The organism is Shewanella sp. VK101 (assembly GCF_056497865.1).
On record NZ_CM151402.1, the window covers coordinates 2,245,773 to 2,266,413 of the forward strand.

14 protein-coding genes are annotated in these 20,641 nt (G+C 53.6%); 8 read left to right on the forward strand and 6 right to left on the reverse strand.

Features of this window, described 5'->3' with window-relative positions; all coding sequences use genetic code 11:
* Positions 1 to 58 precede the first annotated feature (58 nt).
* Together bcp and ACSHSR_RS10240 are read right to left on the reverse strand one after the other, a co-directional pair.
* Positions 59 to 526 carry a thioredoxin-dependent thiol peroxidase gene (gene bcp, locus ACSHSR_RS10235; protein WP_025889755.1) on the reverse strand — a complete coding sequence of 156 codons (468 nt, stop codon included), beginning with the start codon at positions 524 to 526 and terminating at the stop codon, positions 59 to 61.
* Between the two features lie 40 nt (positions 527 to 566).
* Positions 567 to 1,115: a glycine cleavage system transcriptional repressor gene (locus ACSHSR_RS10240; protein WP_025009712.1), complete on the reverse strand. Its 549-nt coding sequence runs from the start codon at positions 1,113 to 1,115 to the stop codon at positions 567 to 569.
* Positions 1,116 to 1,289: 174 nt separating this feature from the next.
* Here ACSHSR_RS10240 and dapA point away from each other — a divergent pair, with 174 nt between their 5' ends.
* From dapA to ACSHSR_RS10260, 4 genes are all read left to right on the forward strand, one after another.
* Positions 1,290 to 2,174, forward strand: coding sequence for a 4-hydroxy-tetrahydrodipicolinate synthase (gene dapA, locus ACSHSR_RS10245; RefSeq protein WP_479631470.1), 885 nt, complete (start codon positions 1,290 to 1,292; stop codon positions 2,172 to 2,174).
* A gap of 4 nt (positions 2,175 to 2,178) precedes the next feature.
* Complete coding sequence (bamC, locus tag ACSHSR_RS10250; RefSeq protein ID WP_025009713.1) at positions 2,179 to 3,279, forward strand: outer membrane protein assembly factor BamC; 1,101 nt, start codon at positions 2,179 to 2,181, stop codon at positions 3,277 to 3,279.
* Positions 3,280 to 3,718: 439 nt separating this feature from the next.
* On the forward strand, positions 3,719 to 4,804 hold the full coding sequence (locus tag ACSHSR_RS10255; RefSeq protein ID WP_025009714.1) for an efflux RND transporter periplasmic adaptor subunit: 1,086 nt from the start codon (positions 3,719 to 3,721) through the stop codon (positions 4,802 to 4,804).
* Positions 4,801 to 7,893 carry an efflux RND transporter permease subunit gene (locus tag ACSHSR_RS10260; RefSeq protein ID WP_479631471.1) on the forward strand — a complete coding sequence of 1,031 codons (3,093 nt, stop codon included), beginning with the start codon at positions 4,801 to 4,803 and terminating at the stop codon, positions 7,891 to 7,893. The genes ACSHSR_RS10255 and ACSHSR_RS10260 overlap by 4 nt, the downstream gene beginning before the upstream one ends.
* 308 nt (positions 7,894 to 8,201) lie before the next feature.
* Here ACSHSR_RS10260 and emrD read toward each other — a convergent pair whose 3' ends face one another.
* Positions 8,202 to 9,449, reverse strand: coding sequence for a multidrug efflux MFS transporter EmrD (gene emrD / locus ACSHSR_RS10265; protein ID WP_208157734.1), 1,248 nt, complete (start codon positions 9,447 to 9,449; stop codon positions 8,202 to 8,204).
* A 549-nt stretch (positions 9,450 to 9,998) separates the two neighbouring features.
* Here emrD and ACSHSR_RS10270 point away from each other — a divergent pair.
* From ACSHSR_RS10270 to ACSHSR_RS10285, 4 genes are all read left to right on the forward strand, one after another.
* The gene (locus ACSHSR_RS10270; protein ID WP_479631472.1) at positions 9,999 to 10,775 is read left to right on the forward strand and encodes a tRNA-uridine aminocarboxypropyltransferase; all 777 of its coding nucleotides are present in this window, start codon (positions 9,999 to 10,001) and stop codon (positions 10,773 to 10,775) included.
* A gap of 135 nt (positions 10,776 to 10,910) precedes the next feature.
* Complete coding sequence (locus tag ACSHSR_RS10275) at positions 10,911 to 12,167, forward strand: efflux RND transporter periplasmic adaptor subunit (protein ID WP_392468590.1); 1,257 nt, start codon at positions 10,911 to 10,913, stop codon at positions 12,165 to 12,167.
* Positions 12,168 to 15,308, forward strand: a complete 3,141-nt coding sequence (locus tag ACSHSR_RS10280; protein ID WP_479631473.1) for an efflux RND transporter permease subunit — start codon at positions 12,168 to 12,170, stop codon at positions 15,306 to 15,308.
* Complete coding sequence (locus ACSHSR_RS10285; RefSeq protein ID WP_144437592.1) at positions 15,305 to 16,759, forward strand: efflux transporter outer membrane subunit; 1,455 nt, start codon at positions 15,305 to 15,307, stop codon at positions 16,757 to 16,759. Before ACSHSR_RS10280 ends, ACSHSR_RS10285 begins: the two co-directional genes overlap by 4 nt.
* 19 nt (positions 16,760 to 16,778) lie before the next feature.
* Here the strand turns inward: ACSHSR_RS10285 and ACSHSR_RS10290 are convergent, their stop codons facing one another.
* The 3 genes from ACSHSR_RS10290 to ACSHSR_RS10300 form a co-directional block, all read right to left on the reverse strand.
* On the reverse strand, positions 16,779 to 17,474 hold the full coding sequence (locus tag ACSHSR_RS10290; RefSeq protein ID WP_044734462.1) for a tRNA/rRNA methyltransferase: 696 nt from the start codon (positions 17,472 to 17,474) through the stop codon (positions 16,779 to 16,781).
* 136 nt (positions 17,475 to 17,610) lie between these two features.
* Positions 17,611 to 18,156: a serine protease inhibitor ecotin gene (eco, locus tag ACSHSR_RS10295; RefSeq protein WP_044734463.1), complete on the reverse strand. Its 546-nt coding sequence runs from the start codon at positions 18,154 to 18,156 to the stop codon at positions 17,611 to 17,613.
* Between the two features lie 292 nt (positions 18,157 to 18,448).
* On the reverse strand, positions 18,449 to 20,512 hold the full coding sequence (locus tag ACSHSR_RS10300) for a PhoX family protein (RefSeq protein WP_071237664.1): 2,064 nt from the start codon (positions 20,510 to 20,512) through the stop codon (positions 18,449 to 18,451).
* Between the last annotated feature and the right edge of the window lie 129 nt (positions 20,513 to 20,641).

Sequence of the window (20,641 nt, forward strand, 5' to 3'; positions counted from 1 at the left end):
TCTGGCTTGGGGATGCAGTGAATGCCGGCAATAGGAGCCGGCAAAGTAGCCGTGGGGTTTATCCCTTGAGATAGTCCAGCACCACTTGATGATGATCTTTGGTCTTGAACTTGTCGAACCTGTGGCAGATGGTGCCATCCTGGTCAATCAGGAAACTCAGGCGATGCAGGCCATCATAAACTTTGCCCATAAATTTTTTCTCGCCCCAGACACCGAAGGCATCGGCTACTGCGTGGTCTTCATCGCTGAGCAGGGTGAAGTTGAGCTCATGCTTATCGATAAACTTGCCCAGTCTCGCCACGGGATCTGTGCTTATTCCAAGCACGGTTACATTGAATTCGTCCAGTTCCGCCTTGCTGTCTCTCAGGCCACAGGCTTGCACTGTGCAACCCGGCGTCATCGCCTTGGGGTAGAAATACACCAGTACCCGGCCTTTTTTCAGGCAATCTTGCAGTGAAATATTTTCATCGTTTTGGTTTTTTAGGGTGAAGAGTGGCGCTTTGTCGCCTGCTTTTAAGGTGTTCATGCGTTCAATCCTTTTGATCTTTATCTGGGATGAGTGGGATTCAATCGGCTTTGGGGACCGCAATACCCTGCATACGTTTGATGTTGCAGGTCAGGGACATCTCTTCGGCCAAGGCCTGGATGCTGGTTTCCAGTTTATCCAATTCGACCTTTTCCGGGATATTGATGGCCAGGAAAACGTGCTGAGTCTGGCTGCCGTCCGGCAGCTCTTCCGAGTAGGAGCGCACCGCACCGAGATCCAAGGACCTGTCTGCCAGGAACTGGGAGATGCGCTTCATGGTGCCGCGCTGGTCCTGACCGTTGAAAGTCACTTCAATGCGCGAGATGTAGTTTTGCGGCGTGTGCTTGGAGGTGCGCTTCATTACCGTCATCAGTTCAAGTTCGACACTGAGACTGGGAAGGCTGGTTTCTATCTTGGTAATGGATGCCCAGGAGCCGGACAACATCATAATCAGAGTAAACTCGTTGCCGAACAGCGCCATGCGGCTGTCGACTATGTCACAGTCGCAATCACTGGCTAATCTTGCCAGTTTGCTGACCAGGCCGGGACGGTCGGCCCCCATAGCGGTAACGACCAGGTAGTTGGTCATGAATTTTCCTCATATTTCCGGTATCATAGAGCGAAAACTCAGCCCCTTTGAGCTGAGTTTTTTGTGCGGTCAACCATGCTACCACAACTAATTCGATTTGTTAGCCCTGACAGTGCTTGTCATTGGCTGGCTGCACCAGTACCATAGCGAATCCTGAAATCTTGGGGACATAAGATGATAAACGGAAGCATCGTAGCCTTAATTACGCCCATGCAAGGCGATGGCTCAGTGGATTTTGCAAGTCTCGAGCGTTTGGTGGAATTTCATATCGAGCAGGGGACCGATGCCATAGTAGCAGTTGGTACCACAGGCGAATCTGCCACTCTGCCCATTCGCGAACACCTCGAAGTGGTGTCACAAACCCTTTCTTTTGCCGCAGGCCGTATTCCCGTCATAGGCGGTAATGGTGCCAATGCCACCGCTGAAGCCATAGAGCTTACCCAGGGCCTGTCGAAACTCGATGTGGCTGCCATGCTGGGGGTGACACCTTATTACAACAAGCCCACTCCCAAGGGGTTGGTTGCCCATTATAAAGCGGTTGCAGCCAGTACGGATGTTCCCCAAATTCTGTATAACGTTCCAGGCCGCACTTCGGTTGACATGAAGCCGGAAACCGTTGCCCAACTTTGTGATGTGCCCAACATCATAGGGGTGAAGGAAGCCACAGGCGATCTCGCACGGGTTAAACTGCTGCGTGAGCTTTGCGGCGATGATTTTCTGCTGTTCAGCGGTGATGATGCCACGGCGCGCGAATTCCTGGCCCTTGGTGGCAACGGGGTGATCTCGGTTGCCAACAATATCGTCCCTAAGGCGTTCAAGGCCATGTGTGAGGCGGCGCTGCAAGGAAGAGCGGCAGAGGCAAAAGCCGTGGATGAACCCCTGAGCGGCCTGTACAGTGCACTCTTTTGTGAGGCTAACCCAATACCGGTTAAGTGGGCGGCCCATCGCATGGGACTCATCAGCGAAGGCACAATTCGTTTGCCTTTGACTGAACTTTCCAAGGAGTTTCATGGTCTGTTGCTTAACGCAATGCAAAAAGCCGGGATAGAGGTTGAATAATTTAATGCTAAAGCAAGTTTCCCCCTTAGTGCTGGTTGTCGCAGTTTCAGCCTGCAGTACGCCGATTGACCGTCGTCAGGCCAATGGCAACTTCGAGTATGTTGAAGCCGGCACTTCAGCTCCCTTGGTGATCCCGGAAGGATTGGACACCCCAAGGTTCAGTAAAGAGTTTGAGATCCCGCAAGCGGGCGCCAAGAGTAATGCTGAGTTTGTTGGTGAAAAACTCGATATTCGTCCGCCTTTGCAAGTGCTGCCCATGGCTGAAGGCACCCATGTGGAAGAGGGCAGCGACAACATCAAAGTGGTGGTTGAGTCCATCGACAACAGCGTTGATCTCAAACAGGAGATCTTCAGCACGGTTAAGGGTTATCTGCAAAAGCAAGGCTATGGCATAGTCTCTGAAGATTATGATAAAGGCGCTATCGAAACAGATTGGATTGAAACAGAGCAGGTGCTCGATTCTTCCTGGTTTGGCAGCGATAAAGTCTACCAGCTGCGCCAGCGTTTCCGTTTCGATGTCGAAGTTCGTCCTCATGGCCGCACAGGCAACCTGGTGATCAACCTCATAGATCACGAAGAGCATTACGACGGTTCAGAGCTGCCGGTACTGCTCAGTGGTGAAGATAAGCGCCGTTACACCATAGACATGCTCAACAGCGCCGTGGCCTATATGAGCCTCAAACGGGAGCAGATGATCAAGGCCAACCGTATCAAGCAGAGTCTGGGTATTGATATGTCATTGCATCAGGGCGGCGACAGCGAGAGCTACTGGGTGGCTGATGCGCCATTCAAGCGTACCTGGGATCGTCTGCGGATAGTACTGCCTGAGCTTGGTTTGGAAGTGGTGGACATGGACTCAAGCAAAGGTTTGTTCTACGTTAACTTGAATGACAACTCCGGCTTCTGGAGTTCCCTGTGGGGCGATAACAAGTTAGCGCTTAAAGAGGGCAGCTATCGTTTATTGCTGCAGGAAAGTGCCGCCAACAAAGAGCAGACTGAGATCCGCCTGCACGATGTGGCCGACCAACCGCTCGCGAATGAGACCATTGAAGCCGTCTATCAGAACCTGGCGGATTTGATGCGCGAAGATCGTAAAGTGCGTTAAGCTCTACGGGTTTATATCAGAGAGTGTGATTGAAAAGGCGCCGATTTCGGCGCCTTTTTTGATCTCCTCATAAGCCTATTACTGCCCTTGGGTGCCAAAAGTCGGTACCGAAGTTCTGTGGCTTTCTCAGCACCAGCCATTTATAACCATTTAATTTATAATGTTTTTGTTTGATATTTGTCCTACTCCTTCATCTTTACCGCACGAGAGATGAAATCAACGCCTCCCTGTTTGTAAAGTCATTTGCAGAATAGTCCTTGGTTTTTGAGTCAATCTATAGCCTGTATCTTTGTTTCGGCGGCTTTGATGCAGTTGTTTTAACTGTGTGTGTATCTGTGTCAAATAAATGTAATTTGTAAGAAAAGGTAAAACGTATTGAAGCCGATAAGTCGCAGAGTAAACTGTTTTACCCATAAAACTCTGTACCTTCGGACAATCAATGAAAAAAATAATACTCCTTTTGGTACTACTGGCGGCCGCAGCCATTGGTTATCAACAATGGCATCAGCAGCAAGCCCCGGCGGAGAGAAAGGCCCGCCCGGTACCCAATGTTGTGGTGTATAAGGCAGCCATTCAGGCTGTGCGGGATGAAGTGGAGGCCCTTGGCACTTCCAAAGCCTATGAGTCAGTCACCATTACCCCCAAGGTCAGCGATGTGGTGACCTCGATTCGCTTCGATGATGGTCAGATAGTCAAGCAAGGGCAACTGCTTGCCAAGCTGCAGGACGCCGAGCAGCAGGCCAGAGTGGAACTGGCCAGGATCAAGGTGCGGGAGAATACCCGCGAGTTCGACCGCATCAGCTCTCTGGTCACCAGCAAGACAGTCGCAGAAACCGAGCGCGACCGACTGCAAACTCTGATAGAAAGTGCCAGAGCCGAAGTCGAGCAGGCACAGGCGGCGCTGCGGGACAGACAGATCACCGCCCCCTTCAATGGTCGCCTGGGTTTACGCCAGGTCTCGGTCGGCAGCCTGGTCACCCCGGGAGTGGTGATCACCACCTTGGATGATATCTCGGTGATCAAGCTGGATTTCTCGGTTCCCGAGCGTTTTATTCAGGACTTGTTGCCGGGCAAAATCGTGGAAGCCAGCGCGGTCGCTTACCCGGATAAGCTGTTTCGCGGCAAGGTTGTTTCCATCGACAGCCGGGTTAACCCAACCACACGGGCAGTAGTGGTGCGCGCCGAAATCCCCAACCCCGATGGTCAACTGCTACCGGGCATGTTGATGAAGGTCAAGCTTATCAAGCAAAACCGTGAGGCGTTGTTGCTGCCTGAGTCGGCCATTATTCCTATTCAAAACCGTCACTACATCTATCTGGCCAACAGTGAAGGTGTGGTGGAACAACGTCAGGTTACTATTGGGCTGCGCAGCCGTGGCTGGGTGGAAATTCTCGAAGGCGTTGAGCTGGGTGAGCAGGTGATCATTCGCGGGATCCTCAAGGTCCGTCCCGGTGACAAGGTCAAGGTGGAGTTCAAGGAACATTTCAGCTTCCTGACGGCTGAAGAGGCGAAGACCACAGCATGATACTGACAGACATTTCCGTTAAACGGCCGGTTTTCGCCTCGGTCATCAGCCTGCTGTTGATCGCTTTCGGTCTGGTGTCCTTCGGTAAGTTGCCACTACGCGAATACCCGGATATCGACCCGCCGATAGTCTCGATAGATACCAGCTACCGTGGCGCCAGTGCCTCTGTGGTGGAAAGCCGTATCACTCAACTGATTGAAGACAGGATCAGTGGCGTTGAAGGCATACGTCATATCGACTCTTCCAGCACAGATGGCCGCTCCTCTGTGGTGCTTGAGTTTGATATTGACCGCGATATTGAAGCCGCCGCCAACGATGTCCGTGACCGGATTGCCGGTTTGCTGGATAACTTGCCGGAAGAGGCCGATCCGCCGGAGGTGCAAAAGGCCAATGGCGGCGATGAAGTGATCATGTGGCTTAATCTGGTGTCGGATCAGATGACCACTTTGCAGCTCACCGACTATGCCCGCCGTTACCTCACCGACAGATTCTCCGTCATCGACGGGGTGGCCAATATGCGTGTCGGTGGCGGCAAGGTTTACGCCATGCGGGTCTGGATTGACCGCCAGGCACTGGCGGCCCGCAACCTAACCGTAGCCGACGTCGAAGCGGCCCTGAGATCGGAAAACGTCGAACTGCCGGCCGGCTCCATCGAATCCAAGGAACGTCACTTTACCGTGCGGCTTGAACGCAGCTTTCGCACCGCCGAAGACTTTGCCAATCTGGTGCTGACCCAAGGGGACGATGGCTACCTGGTTAAGCTCGGGGATGTGGCCAGGGTCGAAATCGGCTCGGAAGAAGAGCGGATCATGTTCCGTGGTAACGGCGAAGCCATGATAGGCTTGGGGGTCTCCAAACAGTCTACCGCCAATACTTTGGAAGTGGCGCGAGCGGTGAATAAACTGGTGGATGAGATCAACCCGACTCTGCCCCAGGGTATGGAGATCAAACGCTCCTACGACAGCTCAGTGTTTATCGAAGCCTCTATCGATGAAGTGTATCAGACGCTGTTTATCGCCATTATTCTGGTGATCATCGTCATCTACCTGTTCCTTGGCAGTGTGCGCGCCATGTTGATCCCGGCGCTGACTGTGCCTGTATCCCTGCTGGCCACTTTTATCGTGCTCTACGCCTTGGGATACACAATTAACCTCTTGACTCTGCTGGCGATGATCCTGGCTATCGGCATGGTGGTGGATGATGCCATCGTGATGCTGGAAAACATTCACCGCCGCATCGAAGAGGGCGACAGTCCATTGAAAGCCGCTTTCCTCGGCGCCCGTGAGGTGGCCTTTGCGGTTATTGCCACTACGGCTGTGTTGGTGGCGGTATTTATGCCAATCACCTTCCTCGATGGCGATCTCGGTAAGCTGTTTAAAGAGTTTGCCGTCACCATGAGTGCCGCCGTGTTGTTTTCCTCGATAGTGGCACTGACACTCAGCCCCATGATGTGTTCCAAGCTGCTTAAACCCGCGAGCCAGGATACCTGGTTGATGCGCCAGGTCGACAAGGGAATGAACGCTCTGGCAGGCTTTTACAGCCGCAGCCTCACCGGCGCCATGAAGCACCCCTTGCTGGTTTCCCTGTTGGTGGTAGCAGCTCTTGGGGCCAGTGCCTACATGGTTAAACTGATCCCGCAGGAGTTTGCGCCGGAAGAAGACAGGGGATCTATGTTCCTGATGGTCAACGGCCCGGAGGGTGCCAGCTATGAATATATTGAAGCCTATATGAACGAGGTGGAGCAACGTTTGATGCCTCTGGTCGACAGCGACGAAATCAAGCGTTTGTTGATCCGTGCGCCTCGTGGTTGGGGCGGCTCGGCCAACTTCTCCAACGGTATGGCGATCATAGTGCTCAATGACTGGGGCCAGCGCCGTCCCGCCAAGGAGATCATCAATGATGTCCGTGCCAGGCTGGCCGATCTCGCCGGTGTCAGGGCGTTTCCTGTAATGCGTCAGGCCTTTGGCCGTGGAGTGGGCAAACCTGTGCAGTTTGTCATTGGCGGCCCCAGTTATGAGGAGCTTGCCAGATGGCGCGACATCATGCTCGAAAAAGCGGCGGAAAACCCCAATCTCGTCGGTTTGGATCATGACTACAAGGAAACCAAGCCCCAGCTCAGAGTCGTTATCGACAAAGACAGGGCGGCCGATCTCGGGGTTTCCATCGCTCATATAGGGCGCACGCTTGAGTCCATGTTGGGTTCACGCCTGGTGACTACCTTTATGCGCGACGGTGAAGAGTATGACGTGATCATTGAGGGGAACCGCGACAGCCAAAACACCGCCTCGGATATGCAGAATATCTATGTGCGCTCAGATCGCAGCAAGCAGCTGATCCCGCTCTCGAACCTGGTCAGCATAGAGGAGTTTGCCGACGCCAGTCAGCTCCACCGCTACAACCGGATGCGGGCCATTACGCTGGAGGCCAGCTTGGCGGAAGGTTACAGCCTGGGTGAGGCGCTCGATTATCTCAATGATTTGGCCCACACCTATCTGCCGGCAGAAGCCTTGATAAGCTACAAAGGCCAGTCGCTCGACTATCAGGAGTCCGGCAGCTCCATGTACTTCGTGTTCCTGCTGGCACTGGGGATAGTGTTCCTGGTATTGGCGGCGCAGTTTGAGAGCTATATTCACCCCATGGTGATCATGCTGACTGTGCCGCTGGCAACCGTGGGCGCCTTGGTGGGTTTGTTGCTGACCGGTCAAAGTTTGAATATCTACAGCCAGATAGGCATCATCATGTTGGTGGGGCTGGCGGCCAAGAACGGTATTCTGATTGTTGAATTTGCCAACCAGCTCAGGGATAAAGGTGTCGACTTTGATGCCGCTATTTTGCAGGCGGCCAACCAAAGGCTCAGACCCATACTGATGACAGGCATAACCACCGCCGCCGGTGCCGTGCCTCTGGTGCTCGCCGAAGGTGCCGGAGCCGAGACCCGTTTTGTCATCGGTGTGGTGGTGCTCTCCGGCATTTTGCTGGCCACCTTGTTTACCCTGTTGGTCATCCCTGTGGCTTATTCACTGTTTGCCCGCCATTCCAGTTCGCCCGAAGCCGTGGCGCAGCAACTGGAAAAAGAACTGGCCGAATAACCGGCCTAATCAGCCGCCAAACCGGTTAAATTGGTTTGGCTGTTGGTTTTGGCTAGCGGCTTAACCCTCAGGTCTAGAAACCAGCGCTCCTTTAGGGGCGCTTTTGATGCCTGAGCTATTCGGTTGTTTTGGCTTTGTTGTCATGATCGCAGTTTGGCAAGGCGCATAAGGATAGCGTCCAAAAGCGAATGCCTCAGTCAACTAAAACGCTGACAAAGTCTGAATCGCAAAGAAGAGAATGAAGTGTAAGGGGTAGAAGCAGCAAGACCGGCCGCTGGCCGGTCTTGCTTAATGGTTTGACAGGGAAATCAGAGCGGGTCCCCGGCGGTATGCACATCGATATCCGGATGAGTTCTGGCATAGTTGAGTGCCAACACCACCAGCACCACCATGGACGAAGTCAAAAGCCCAATGCTGAGTTGCCCCATCATGGGCACCAGCGACATCAACATGGCCGCAAGACCGGCGGCAAAGTTCTGCAAGCCACCGAGCAGGGCGCCGGCAACCCCGGCTTGACGAGGGAAGGGTTCAAGCGCCGCCGATGTCAGCGCCGGAAACAATATGCCGGCCCCGGTAAAGAAGAGCACTGAGCCAATCAGTAGACTCCAACCTATCACCAAAGTTGACAGGCCGGGCAGCAGTAAAAACAGTGCTCCGGCACCCAGCAGGGCTACACCGTGGTGAAACAGTTTATGCAGTGATGCCTGTCTGCCGGCATACCAGGCTCCCAACAGATAACCCGGAATAGGCGCCACGAAATAACAACTGACCATCATGGGGCTCATAGCCAGCACCTGGCCATAGAGTATACCGGCGATGGCTTCAAAGGCGGCAATCCCGGCGAAGGTAGCCACCAAGGACAGCAGATAACCGCGAAAGGCTCTGTGCTTCAGCACCAAGGCATAGGACTTGAGCATGGACTGCGGCTGGCGTTTCTCCTTGGGGAGGGATTCCTTGAACCTCAGCGCCAGGGTTATCACCACGCAGACACCGAAAAAAGCCAGGAACCAATACACGGCATGCCAGCCATAATGCACACTCAACACTCCGCCAATAAAGGGAGCCAGCAGCGGCGAGAACACCACGGCCATGGACACATAGCTGTTGAAACGCACCAGTTTTTCGCCGAAGAAGAAATCTCTTGGAATAGAGCGGCAAAGGGCACCGGCACTGGCGGTGCCGCAGCCTTGAATGGCGCTGGCCAGCAGCAAGGTATTAAAGCTCTCGGCGCAGGCGGCGATGATGGCACCTATGACGAAAAGACTGAGACCGATGAGCAGCAGCGGCTTGCGACCGAATCTGTCCGATACCGGGCCATAAACAAATTGCAGTAGGCCATAGGCCAAGAGATAAGTGCCCATAATCGCCTGCAGTTGCCCGGCACTGACACTGAATTGCTCACCCATCATAGGCAGCGCCGGCACAAAAATGGTTTGGGCAATCTGGCCGCTGGCGACCATCATCACCAGCATGATTAATAAAGGCTTCAAGGATACGCCGGAAACATTCTCATCAGGTACCACAGTAATACTCCCATAACCTTGATAAAGAACCATAACTAAAGAACCGTTTGGGAAGATGCCGATAAGGCGAGTGCCTCTTGAGATAAGTATCTGCCCCTTCCTGCTCGGGAGCTCCCGAGACGGGCGCTATCATACTCGGCAATTTTGCAATTTCAATGACAGAAGTCGCTGTTATACAAGAAAAAAATTAAGGCTGTTGATAACATTTTCTATAGAATAAGTTTGTGTACCTTAATCTTTACGCTGCTTGGGTGGAATATAACCCAAAAGTTGGGGTTGTTTACCTTTGAAAGCGCCATTGTAGCCCTATAGAGGGCTTTCATTGCTGTATTGAGTCTCTATATTGGAATGATATGTTTACAAATCTTGATGATGGATTATTTTCCATCGGCTCTTTCATTCGGCCTTATGGACAAGCACCAAGTGCCGGCTATCCTGGCAAGAGTGAGGTTAAATGACTTGCTGCCACATGGATGCAGCAGTAAACTGCGCCGGCTCTTACGTACGGCAGTCAAAGCATCAAGGCTGGCGGTAAGAAAGTCGTACACTAGAGTTATTAAGTCATTGTAATTCGGGAAATTCATGTCAATTCAACCTCACGCGGTACACCGTCTGTATGAATACCGACAGTCGCTGTCGACCAAGCCTTATGCATCAAGGGGCAAGAATCTTGTTCGCTGTGGCCGTTGCCTGTTGGAGCAAAGCTTTTGTACCTGTGAGCACAGGCGCCTTCTGCCCTGCGAAGCGGCGTTTGCTTTGCTTATGTATGATGCCGAGGTATTGAAACCCAGCAACAGCGGGCGTTTGATAGCCGATCTCATTCCGGATACCCATGCCTTTCTTTGGTCGAGAACTCAGCCGGACCCTCAACTCTTAGCCTTGCTGGAAAACCCGGATTATCAGCCTTATCTGGTGTTTCCGGGGGAATATGCCTTACCGGGGCAAGAGGTGGTGACTGAGGCTTTGAGCGAGGTGATCGCTAATCAGGGAGATCCGGAGCAAGGCAAGCGACCGCTGTTCATTTTGCTCGATGGCAGTTGGCGTGAGGCGGTGAAGATGTTTCGCAAGAGTGCTTACCTGCATCAATTACCTATGTTGTCATTCAGCGCCGAAACCTTGGCTCGCTATCAGCTCAGAAAGGGTAGCCGCGACTTTCAGATGGGTACAGCCGAAGTGGCAATTTTAACGCTGCAGTCTCTGGGTGAAGAGGGCTGCGCCGAAGCGCTTGATACTTGGTTTAAGCTCTTTATCAGCAGCAGTCTGGCAACACGTAGCCGCTTGATAAAAAATAAGCCCGAGCATATTCAATCACTTAAAGAGCAGTTCGCCTTTCAGGTTGAAACTCTGAGGCTCAAATAAGTTATTAGCTTTCCCTTAATAATAGTCGGGAATTGACACGCAGCTTCAAGGACTTACACTGGTAAATGAACAACCTGTCGCCAAACGTCGGGGTGTTTAACAATCAGGATCTCCCATTGAACGCTGGAAGCTGCTATGTCCTCTGTCTTTGCTGCGCTAATGACCGTCTTCGCCCGAAAGGGTTCAAATGCATCGCTTTTCTCTATGCCACTGCTTATCGTCAGTGGCTTTTTATTGCTCGGTTGTGACCCCGAACCCGTTGCCATCACGCCCAAACTGGTGGTGGTGGAAGAGGTCAAACAGGCGACTGTGCCTGTCTACGGTAATTATGTCGGTATCACCAAGGCTTCTTTGGATGTGGAGGTCAGGGCCCGCGTCGATGGCTTTGTCGAGGAGCGGCTCTTTACCGAGGGCAGCGCGGTCAATGCCGGCGATATCTTGTATAAGATAGATAACAGGCCCTATAACGCTGTGGTTAATCGACTCAAGGCCAACGTCGAGTCGCAGCAGGCGATACTGGAAAAGGCGCAGCGGGATGTGAAGCGTCTGAAACCCCTCTATGAGCAGGATGCCGCCAGTCAGCTGGATTATGATAATGCCCTATCTGCGTTGGCGCAGGCCAAGTCGGCCCTGGCCGCCGGCCACGCCGAGCTGGAAGAGGCGCTGCTGGAACTCAGTTATACCGAGATAAGAGCGCCGATCGCAGGTCTGGTCAGCCGCTCTGAGGTGGATATCGGCGCCTTGGTCGGCAGTCAGGGGCAATCGCTGCTGACACGGGTGAAGCAGGTGAATCCCATCTATGTGAATTTCAATATGTCGGCGCTGGATTACCTCAATGCCAGACGGCGAATGACCAGTTACAACCAACAGCAGGAAGCGGAAACTGAAGGCAAGGCGGTTGAAGGCTTTGTGCGTATCACCTTACCGGACAACAGTGATTATCGCTATTTGGGTAACGTCAGTTTTACCGATCCCCAGGTCAATTCCAGCACAGGTACCTTTGAGGTGAGGGCGGTACTGCCCAATCCGGACAAGGAGTTATTGCCGGGTCAATACACCAATGTCAGGATCAAACTCAGTGAGATAGACAATGCCATAGTGATCCCGCAGCGCTCGACTCAGGTAGATCAGGGCGGCGTCTATGTGATGGTGGTGATGCCGGACAATAAGGTTGAACGGCGCTTTATCGTGATTGAATACCAGGGCCCGGAAGGCGTGGTGGTTAAAAGCGGTCTCAACGCCGGTGAACGTGTGATAGTCGAAGGCATGCACCGTGTGCGTCATGGCCAACTGGCCGAGCCGCTGGATGCCAAAGAGTATCAAAAGCGGCTCGACGAGCAGGAAAAGAAAGAGGCGCTGGAGCAGCAATCAAAAGAACAGGAGCGTAAGTAAATGGCTCAGTTCTTTATCGGACGGCCGGTATTCTCGGCTGTTATCAGTATCGTTATCGTGCTCCTGGGCTTGATAGCCATGTTCCAGCTGCCGGTGGATCAATATCCCTATATCACGCCGCCGCAGGTGAGTATCTCAGCCTCTTATCCGGGGGCAGCTTCCACTACAGCCGCCGAGTCTGTGGCAACACCGCTGGAGCAGCAGGTCAACGGTGTGCCCAATATGATCTATATGAGTTCCAAGAGCACTAATTCCGGCAGCACCAATGTCACCATTACCTTTGATGTGGGCACCAGTCCGGATCTGGCGGCGGTGGATGTGCAGAATGCCACTCAGCAAGCCATCGATAGCTTGCCTATCGATGTACAGACCGCCGGGGTGTCAGTCTCCAAGGATTCCTCGGTGGAACTGCTCAAGCTGTCATTGACCTCCAAAGATCCCCGTTTTGACGAGATTTACCTCTCCAACTACGCCTCCATCAATATCGAATCGGCACTGAGAAGGATCCCCGGCGTTGGCCGGGTTCGTAACACAGGCGCTCGCAGTTATGCCATGCGGGTGTGGTTGCGCCCGGATGCCTTGGCCGGTCACAGCCTGACTACCACAGACGTTATCGATGCCATCAAGGCACAAAACAAGGAAACTCCGGCTGGTACCGTGGGTACCCAACCCAACACTAGCGCCTTGAGCCAGACCTTGCCGATAACCGCCAGCGGACGTCTGTCCAGTGTCAGGGAATTTGAGGAAATCATAGTTCGCGCCAATCCCGACGGCTCGCTCATTCGCTTGCGTGACATTGCCAGGGTAGAACTGGGTTCTTCGGCTTATACCTTACAATCACAACTCAATGGGGAAAACGCCACCATCTTGCAGGTGTATTTGCTGCCCGGTGCCAATGCCCTTGAGGTGACCCGTAAGGTCAAGGAAACCATGGCCGAACTCGCGACCAAGTTCCCAAGCGGTATGGACTGGCAGGTGTTTTACGATGCTTCTGTGTTTATCGAAGAGTCTATCGATGAGGTAGTGCAGACCCTGATCGAAGCCCTGGTGTTGGTGGTGTTGGTGGTGTACCTGTTTTTGCAGAACCTGCGGGCGACCCTTATCCCGGCGATCGCGGTACCTGTCTCTTTGATAGGGACGCTGGCCGCCATGCTGGCCTTCGGTTTTACCATCAATACAGTAAGCCTACTGGCACTGGTTTTGGCCATTGGTATTGTGGTTGACGATGCCATTGTGGTGGTGGAAAACGTCGAGCGACTTATCAATGAAAAGGGCATGAGCCCAATGGCGGCAACCCGCAGCGCCATGAAAGAGTTATCCGGAGCCCTGATAGCGACCAGTTCGGTGCTGTGCGCCGTGTTTGTTCCTGTGTCCTTCCTTGCCGGTATCACAGGTATTATGTATCGGGAATTTGCTGTCGCCATTGCTGTGGCCGTGCTGATCTCGACAGTGGTGGCATTGACCCTTAGTCCGGCACTTTGCGCCTTGTTGTTGCGTCCGGGCGATGCGGCCAAGAGCGGTTTCTTCTTCTGGCTCAACAACCACCTCTCCAAATTGACCGACAAATACGTATCCCTGGTAGGTATCGCCAACAAACATGCGCGGCGCAGTTACCTGGTGTTTGGCGCTATGGTGGTGGCGGTTTGGTACATTATGAGCCACTTGCCATCGAGCTTTATGCCGGATGAGGACCAGGGGCGTTTCTTTATTGATATGACATTGCCGGCCGGAGCGACGGTCAACCGCACCCAAAAGGTACTCAAGATTGCCGAGCGCCATGTGCTGGCCCATCCTGCGGTAGCCTGGTCCTTCACCCTGGCCGGTGAAAACCGCCGCTCAGGTTCGAATCAGGCCAACGGCCAGTTTGAAGTGGTCCTCAAGCCCTGGGCGGAGCGGGAGCAAAGCCAGGCCACAGTGCAGAAGGTGATGAAAGAGCTGAAACATGAACTCAGCCAGGTATTGCAGGCAGAGTTCAACCTCTACCTGCCATCGGCCGTGCCCGGTTTGGGGAACGGCTCCGGGGTTGAGATGGTGCTGCAGGATACTTCGGGAACCAATTTCAAGGGGCTGATGGAAACCAGCAACGAATTGGTGGAGCAGCTCAAACAACAACCGGAAGTCGCAGCGGCGGCCATGTCGCTGCAGGGTTCCATTCCGCAGATGTATCTCTCGGTCAACGAAGCCAAGGCGATGGCTATCGGGGTGGATGTGGCCGATCTTTACAGCACTATCAAGACCTTTACCGATTCCTCTGTAGTCAATGATTTCAATCTGTTTGGCCGGGTGTATAAGGTCAGGGTTCAGGCCGAGGACAGTTATCGCCAGTTCCCCCAGCAGATCAAAGATTATTATGTCCGGTCATCCCATGGTGTCATGGTGCCTATCGGAGTTCTGGCCGACTATGAATACACTGTGGGGCCGGCGGCTGTGACTCACTACAATCTGTTCTCCAGTGCTTCCATCAACGTCACTCCGGCAGCCGGGTATGCTTCAGGCGATGTGATAAAAGCAATCAACAGAGTGGCCAAGCCCATGTTGCCGCCCGAATTCAAGTACGAATGGACCGGGCTTACCTTCCAGGAAGTACGCTCGGCCAACCAGACCAGTATCGCCATTACACTGGCTTTGGTGTTTGTATTCCTGTTTTTGGCGGCGCTGTATGAGAGTTGGACCATTCCTGTGGCCGTGCTGCTTATTGCTCCGGTCGCCATGCTGGGAGCCTCTTTGGCGACACTGCTCAGTGGTATGCAGAGTAATCTCTTCTTCCAGGTCGCCTTTATCGCCCTTATCGGGATGGCAGCCAAAAACTCGATTTTGATTGTCGAGTTCGCCAATCAACTGCACCGGGAGGGCCGTTCAAGACTGGAGGCGGCAATGGAAGCCGCCGCGATGCGCTTCAGGCCGATTTTGATGACCTCCATGGCCTTTATTCTCGGTGTCTTGCCACTGGTGTTATCGGCCGGACCCGGCTCAGTCAGTCGTCACTCGGTATCTATTCCCATCCTTGGCGGCATGGTGCTGGCGACCAGCATAGGGATTATACTGGTGCCGCTGTTCTTTGTGACCACAGCCGGTTGGGTTCGCGCCAAGGTTAAGGGTGATTCGGCAAGCCAAAAGCCGGCAACGGAGGAAGGCTTATGATGACCCGAGTATTAGCCATGAGCCAAGAGAAGCCGAACAAGAGCCTTGTCAGCTGCAAACGCACTAGACCGGCGCTAGTCGCTTTGATACTTTCCTCGGGCCTTTGGGGCTGCACTCTGGGGCCGGATTATCAGCGCCCCGAGCTCAACATGCCGGCGCAGTTTGATAAGACGCTGCCGCAAGTAGAGTCCAATGAAGCCGTTAAGGATGAATGGCAGACGTTTTTCCTCAATCCCGAACTGCAGGCGCTTATTCGTCAGGCGCTGGGAAACAATATCGACCTGGCGATGATGCAGAGCAGGCTGCGAGCCGCCAGAGCCGAAGGGCGGGTGGTCGATGCGGCCCTGTGGCCCGAGCTTGGGCTGGAGTTTGAAGCCAAACGGTCACTCAGCAGCGCCATTACCAATAAAGATCCCAGTGCCAAGACGGCCTTGGGTCTTAACGGGGTTGCTTCATGGGAGCTGGATATCTGGGGTGCCAACCGCCGGGCCAGTGAGGCGGCACTGGCCAATACTCTGTCGCAGGCAGAGCTGCTTGAGGCATCCAAAATCAGCCTTATCAGTGATATCGCCACCGCCTTTTACGAGCTGACCGATATAGAGCAAAGACTTAAGATCTCCCGGGAAACGGCTCAGATCCGCGCCAAGGAACTGCAGCTGGCTAAGCTCAGGCGGGCCAACGGGATGATCTCGGGTCTCGATGTACACCAGGCGGAAGTGGAATATCAAACCGCCATGGTGACCTTGCCTCAGCTCGAATATGACAGCAAGGCCAAACGTAATCAGTTGCTTATCTTACTGGGGGCTTACGATCACCCCCTGCCGGAGCTTCCCAAACTGGTGAGCAGTGAATTTCCCGAATCTCTGGCGGTTGGGGTGCCTTCACAGCTACTGTCGCGCCGCCCGGATGTACGCGCCAGCGAGCTGGCTCTGGTAGCAGCCACGGCCGGGGTCGGGGTAGCCAAGAGTGCCTTCTTCCCCGGGTTTACCATTACTGCCGAATATGGTCGCGAATCCAATAACCTGGATAACCTTTTCAGCTCAAAGGGGCTCACCTGGTCGCTGCTCGGTGGGATCACGGCGCCAATTTTCAATGCCGGCAAGATAAGCGCCGAATATGAGATAGCCAACGAGGCGCAGGTACAGGCAATGCTTGCTTATCGTAGCACGGTATTGAACGCCTATATGGAAGTACGCAATGCGATGAATGATTATCAGAGAACGCAGCAGGCTCTGATAGAGCAGCAACGCTTGCTCGATGCTTCCTCTGAGTATGTGCGCTTGGCGCGGCTCAGATACAAGAACGGTGTTGCTACTTCACTCGATTTGATGGATGCCCAGCGCCAACGCTTCAGCGCCGAGCTTTCGTTGAGCGAGTCAAAACGCGATAAGTTGCTGGCTATGATAGCCCTATACCGCGCCCTGCGTGGCGGCGCACCGGCAAAGAGTTAACCCAGGGAACACAGTAACTTCAGTCGAGTTTCTTGAGTATATCGCCCAGCAGTTGGTGGGCCATTTTGGCGTCTCTGTCACTGAGGCGAGAGAGGCTCTCATTCAACCACAGGCTTAACTTGGCATCATCGGCGGCATCGACTCGCTCCAGCAGAGTGGTGGCTTTTTGTTTGAGGGCGCTGAGTTGTGCCAACGGCGATTGAGCACTTTTTAGCCCCAGGCTGCCATCGGCACAAGCCAAAGCCTGACCCAGAGCGTAGGAATAGACCATCACGGCTTGCGCCAGATTGAGGGAAGGGTATTCGGTGGCCAGTGGTACGTAGCTGAGCAAGTCACAAATTGCCAAGTCGGCGTTACTCAGGCCGCTGGCCTCACAGCCAAAGACGATGGCGGTGCGCTTCACTTGTTCCTGCTGATGACTCAGTTGTTCGCCGAGTTCTGCCGGGCTTAAATAGTGTCGTGGGCTGCCGCGCTCTCTTGCTGTGGTGGCCACCATAAGCTCAAACTCTTCTCTGAGCTCATCCAGGCTGGCCACTTCACGGATGTTGTCCAGTATGTCCTCGGCGCCGCAGGCGACCCAGGCCGCTTCCTCTTCCCGGTGAGCTTGCGAATTCACCACAATGAGTTCATTGAACCCTTGGGTCTTGATTGCGCGGGCAGCAGCGCCAACATTGGCGGCGCGAGCAGGGGAGACGAGTACAAAGCTGAGTTTCATCCGAAAAAAGGCTCTAAAGGAAAACTGCAGCGATTATAAGGTTCTGCAATCGAGAATAAAGCAAAAAAGCTGCAACCGGCCGGGAAAAGGTTTGTTGCAGCTCTATTTGAGCAGCCAGAAGGCTTAAGGCACTGTGTTACTTGGAATAATTGAACACTGTTTCGGCCCGCCACACCCGGTAGCGCAGCTCGGCATCTTTAGGCAGATAGATAACCATAGGCAACTTGCTGTTATATCTCAGCTTGTATTCACCCGGAATGCGAACAAACTCTTCATGCTTGGCCTTATCGAAGCAGGCCATCATGGTCGAGCGTCCCGGGCCAATTTCATCCAACTCCCAATAGGTGTAACCCCAACCTTTGAGATCCATCTGCTTCAGCTCGCCCATCAGGCCGTGCTTGTTGCAGTCGACCATCTGGGTTTGGCCCACCTGAATTTCAACCATGTAGTCGTCTTCGTTTTCCAATTGGGGCAGGGTCAGTATGTGTTGCACCATGCCTTCTTTGGGGGCGGGGAACATCTTGCTGCTATCCTGCGGCTGATAGCTGTTGGCATCAAATTGGTTTGCAGTAATCATGTTCTGATTGTATCCCTGTGGATGCGGCGGGCTGACTGCCAAAACCTGGGCAGATAACAAAGCGGAAGCGATAAGTGCCAGTTTCAGTTTGCCGGACTTAAGCATAGGTTTTCTCCTTATGGGCCCGCTATGGGCTGAAATCAATTATTGGATTGGCGCTGTGTATGATTGCGCTTCTGTAGAGTTAAACGGCCAGCTTCTGAGAAAGGGTTATTTATTTTCAAAAAAATCATAAATAATTTTGTATTGCTATACAAATCAAAATAGTACCAGCTATGTGCTTGCTCTTAATTCAAGTTATCGAGAGGCAAAACGCCCACCAGGTTCAGTCTGGCGGGCGTTGTCAGTTCAGGCCGGTTCGTGTGAACCGGCTGTTCGTTTAAACACAGCTGTTTATTTAAATGCCGACTTCACCACCATCGACTTTACGCAGTACCACGGTCGCTGCCCTCGGACGTATGCTGGTGCCGATGGGGGTTTCCTCGGCGGCATTGGCCGATACCGGCCAATTCCCCGGGTGCTGGATATTGGCAAATACCGAAGTGTAGTCCGGCGAGATAGCAAAACCTGTGACTTCACAACCATTGGGGCCGACGAAGAAGCGCTTCAGCTCGGTTTGATTGTCGGCGGTAACTGTCAGAGGCTTGCCGTCGCCATCGACCATCTTGGATGGCACTATTGCCAGCATCTGGTCGTTGGTGTGCTCAGTCACCTCTTTGGCGCCATTATCTGTCTGGATCCACAGAATACCGCGGGCATCGAACGCCAGGCCGTCCGGGCTGGCCAACTGGTTAAGTTCAGTCAGGCCGGAGAGGTTGGTGGCGTCGTCACCGTCGGCCGGAGAACCGAACAGGAAGATATCCCAGCTAAACTCGGTATCACTGGCACCTTCATCCCAGCGGATGATATGGCCAAAGTTGTTTTTAAGCCTTGGGTTGGCGGCGTTGGCTTCAGTCCGCTTGGAGTTGTTGGTCAGGGTCAGATAGACACTGCCGGTGAAAGGATCCACAACACACCACTCGGGTCTGTCCATTGGTGTCGCGCCAACCAAATCGGCGGCGCCGGCGGTATTGATGATGATATCTGCCTGGCTGGCAAATGTATCGGCCAGGGTCTTGCCGTCCTTTGTCATGGCATCCATGGTCAGCGGCAACCATTCACCTACGCCACCTTCGTTAAACTTGGCCACATACAGGGTACCTTCATCCATGTACTTGGCACCGGTTGCCAGGCGGTTGCTGCTGTCTGCATCCTTGGGATCCCAAAGCGCCGCCGAAACAAACTTGTACAGATATTCGAAGCGCGAGTCATGGCCCGAATAGAATACCAGTGGTTTGCCTTCGGTCAGCTTGCCGTAGGCGCAGCCTTCATGACGGAAACGCCCCAGGGCTGTGCGTTTGACTGCGCGGGAGTTGGGATTGTAGGGATCGACTTCGACGATATAGCCATAGCCGTTATCTTCATTGCGATAGTCATACATGGCATCGCTGGCCTTGGGGGTGACATCGAAACGGGCAAATTCATCCAGTCGCTCTTCGGCATGACCGGCCAGATCGGCCCAGCCATAGCGGGTAGAACTGCTGCTGACACCGATACGGCTTTGGGCTTGAGTCATCTCGCCCTTATTGACGAAGTAGCCGGGCCAGTTCTCTTCGCAGGTGAGGTAAGTCCCCCAAGGGGTATAACCGTTACCACAGTTGTTCAGGGTGCCGCGGGTCTGGCTGCCATCAGGCGAGAAGGCGGTTACGACTTTGTCTGTGTAGGCTACCGGGCCGCTGAGATCCATGGTGGAAGCACCGGTGAAGCGGCGATTGTGTTTGTCGTCCTTGACTACTTCCCAGCTGCCGTCGTTAAGCTTGATGCGTACCACAGTCATGCCGTGAGCATTGATCTCTTTACGGACTTCATCGACCAGGGTTCTCAGGCCGGTATCGGCATCCATAGTCGGGCCGTTGGGGTGCAGGGCATCTTGTTCAATGTATTCATGGTTGATACACAAGAGGCCATCGGTTCCGGCTTCATTAAGCGGGAAGAAATGCATGCCGTCGTGGTTTTGACCCACAGAGTTGGCCTGATCCTGAGCGGTATTACTGCCATCAGCCTTCCAATCGGCCGCTTTACTGTTCAGCGGAGTCCCCCAGGGAGCCAGGACCTGAGCCCGGTAACCTTCAGGGATAACCACTGCATCAAGGCGAGAACCGGCTACCGACTCAAAACCGAGTGTAACACTGGATTGGCTGGGAGGAACCGGAGTAGGGGGCACAGGATCCGGTGTGCCAGAGGTGTTATTGTTGTCGGAACCACAGCCGGCAAGGCCGAAGCCGCCGAATGCAGTCAGGGCACTGACGCCCAAGCCACTTTTTACAAAATTGCGCCGGGAAAGGTGTTTATCCAGTACCTGGGCAAAAGGTTCGTTCTGACTCTTGTTATAACGCGTCGGATCGAAAGTCGCCTTGCTCATAAGATTTCACTCCGTGATCTTCTATCTCGTTATAGGAATTGCAAATGCGACGCAAAGACTAATGACGCCATATGACAGCCAGATAACTGAAAGGTGACACAAATAAGACATAATCCCCCGACTTTAGGA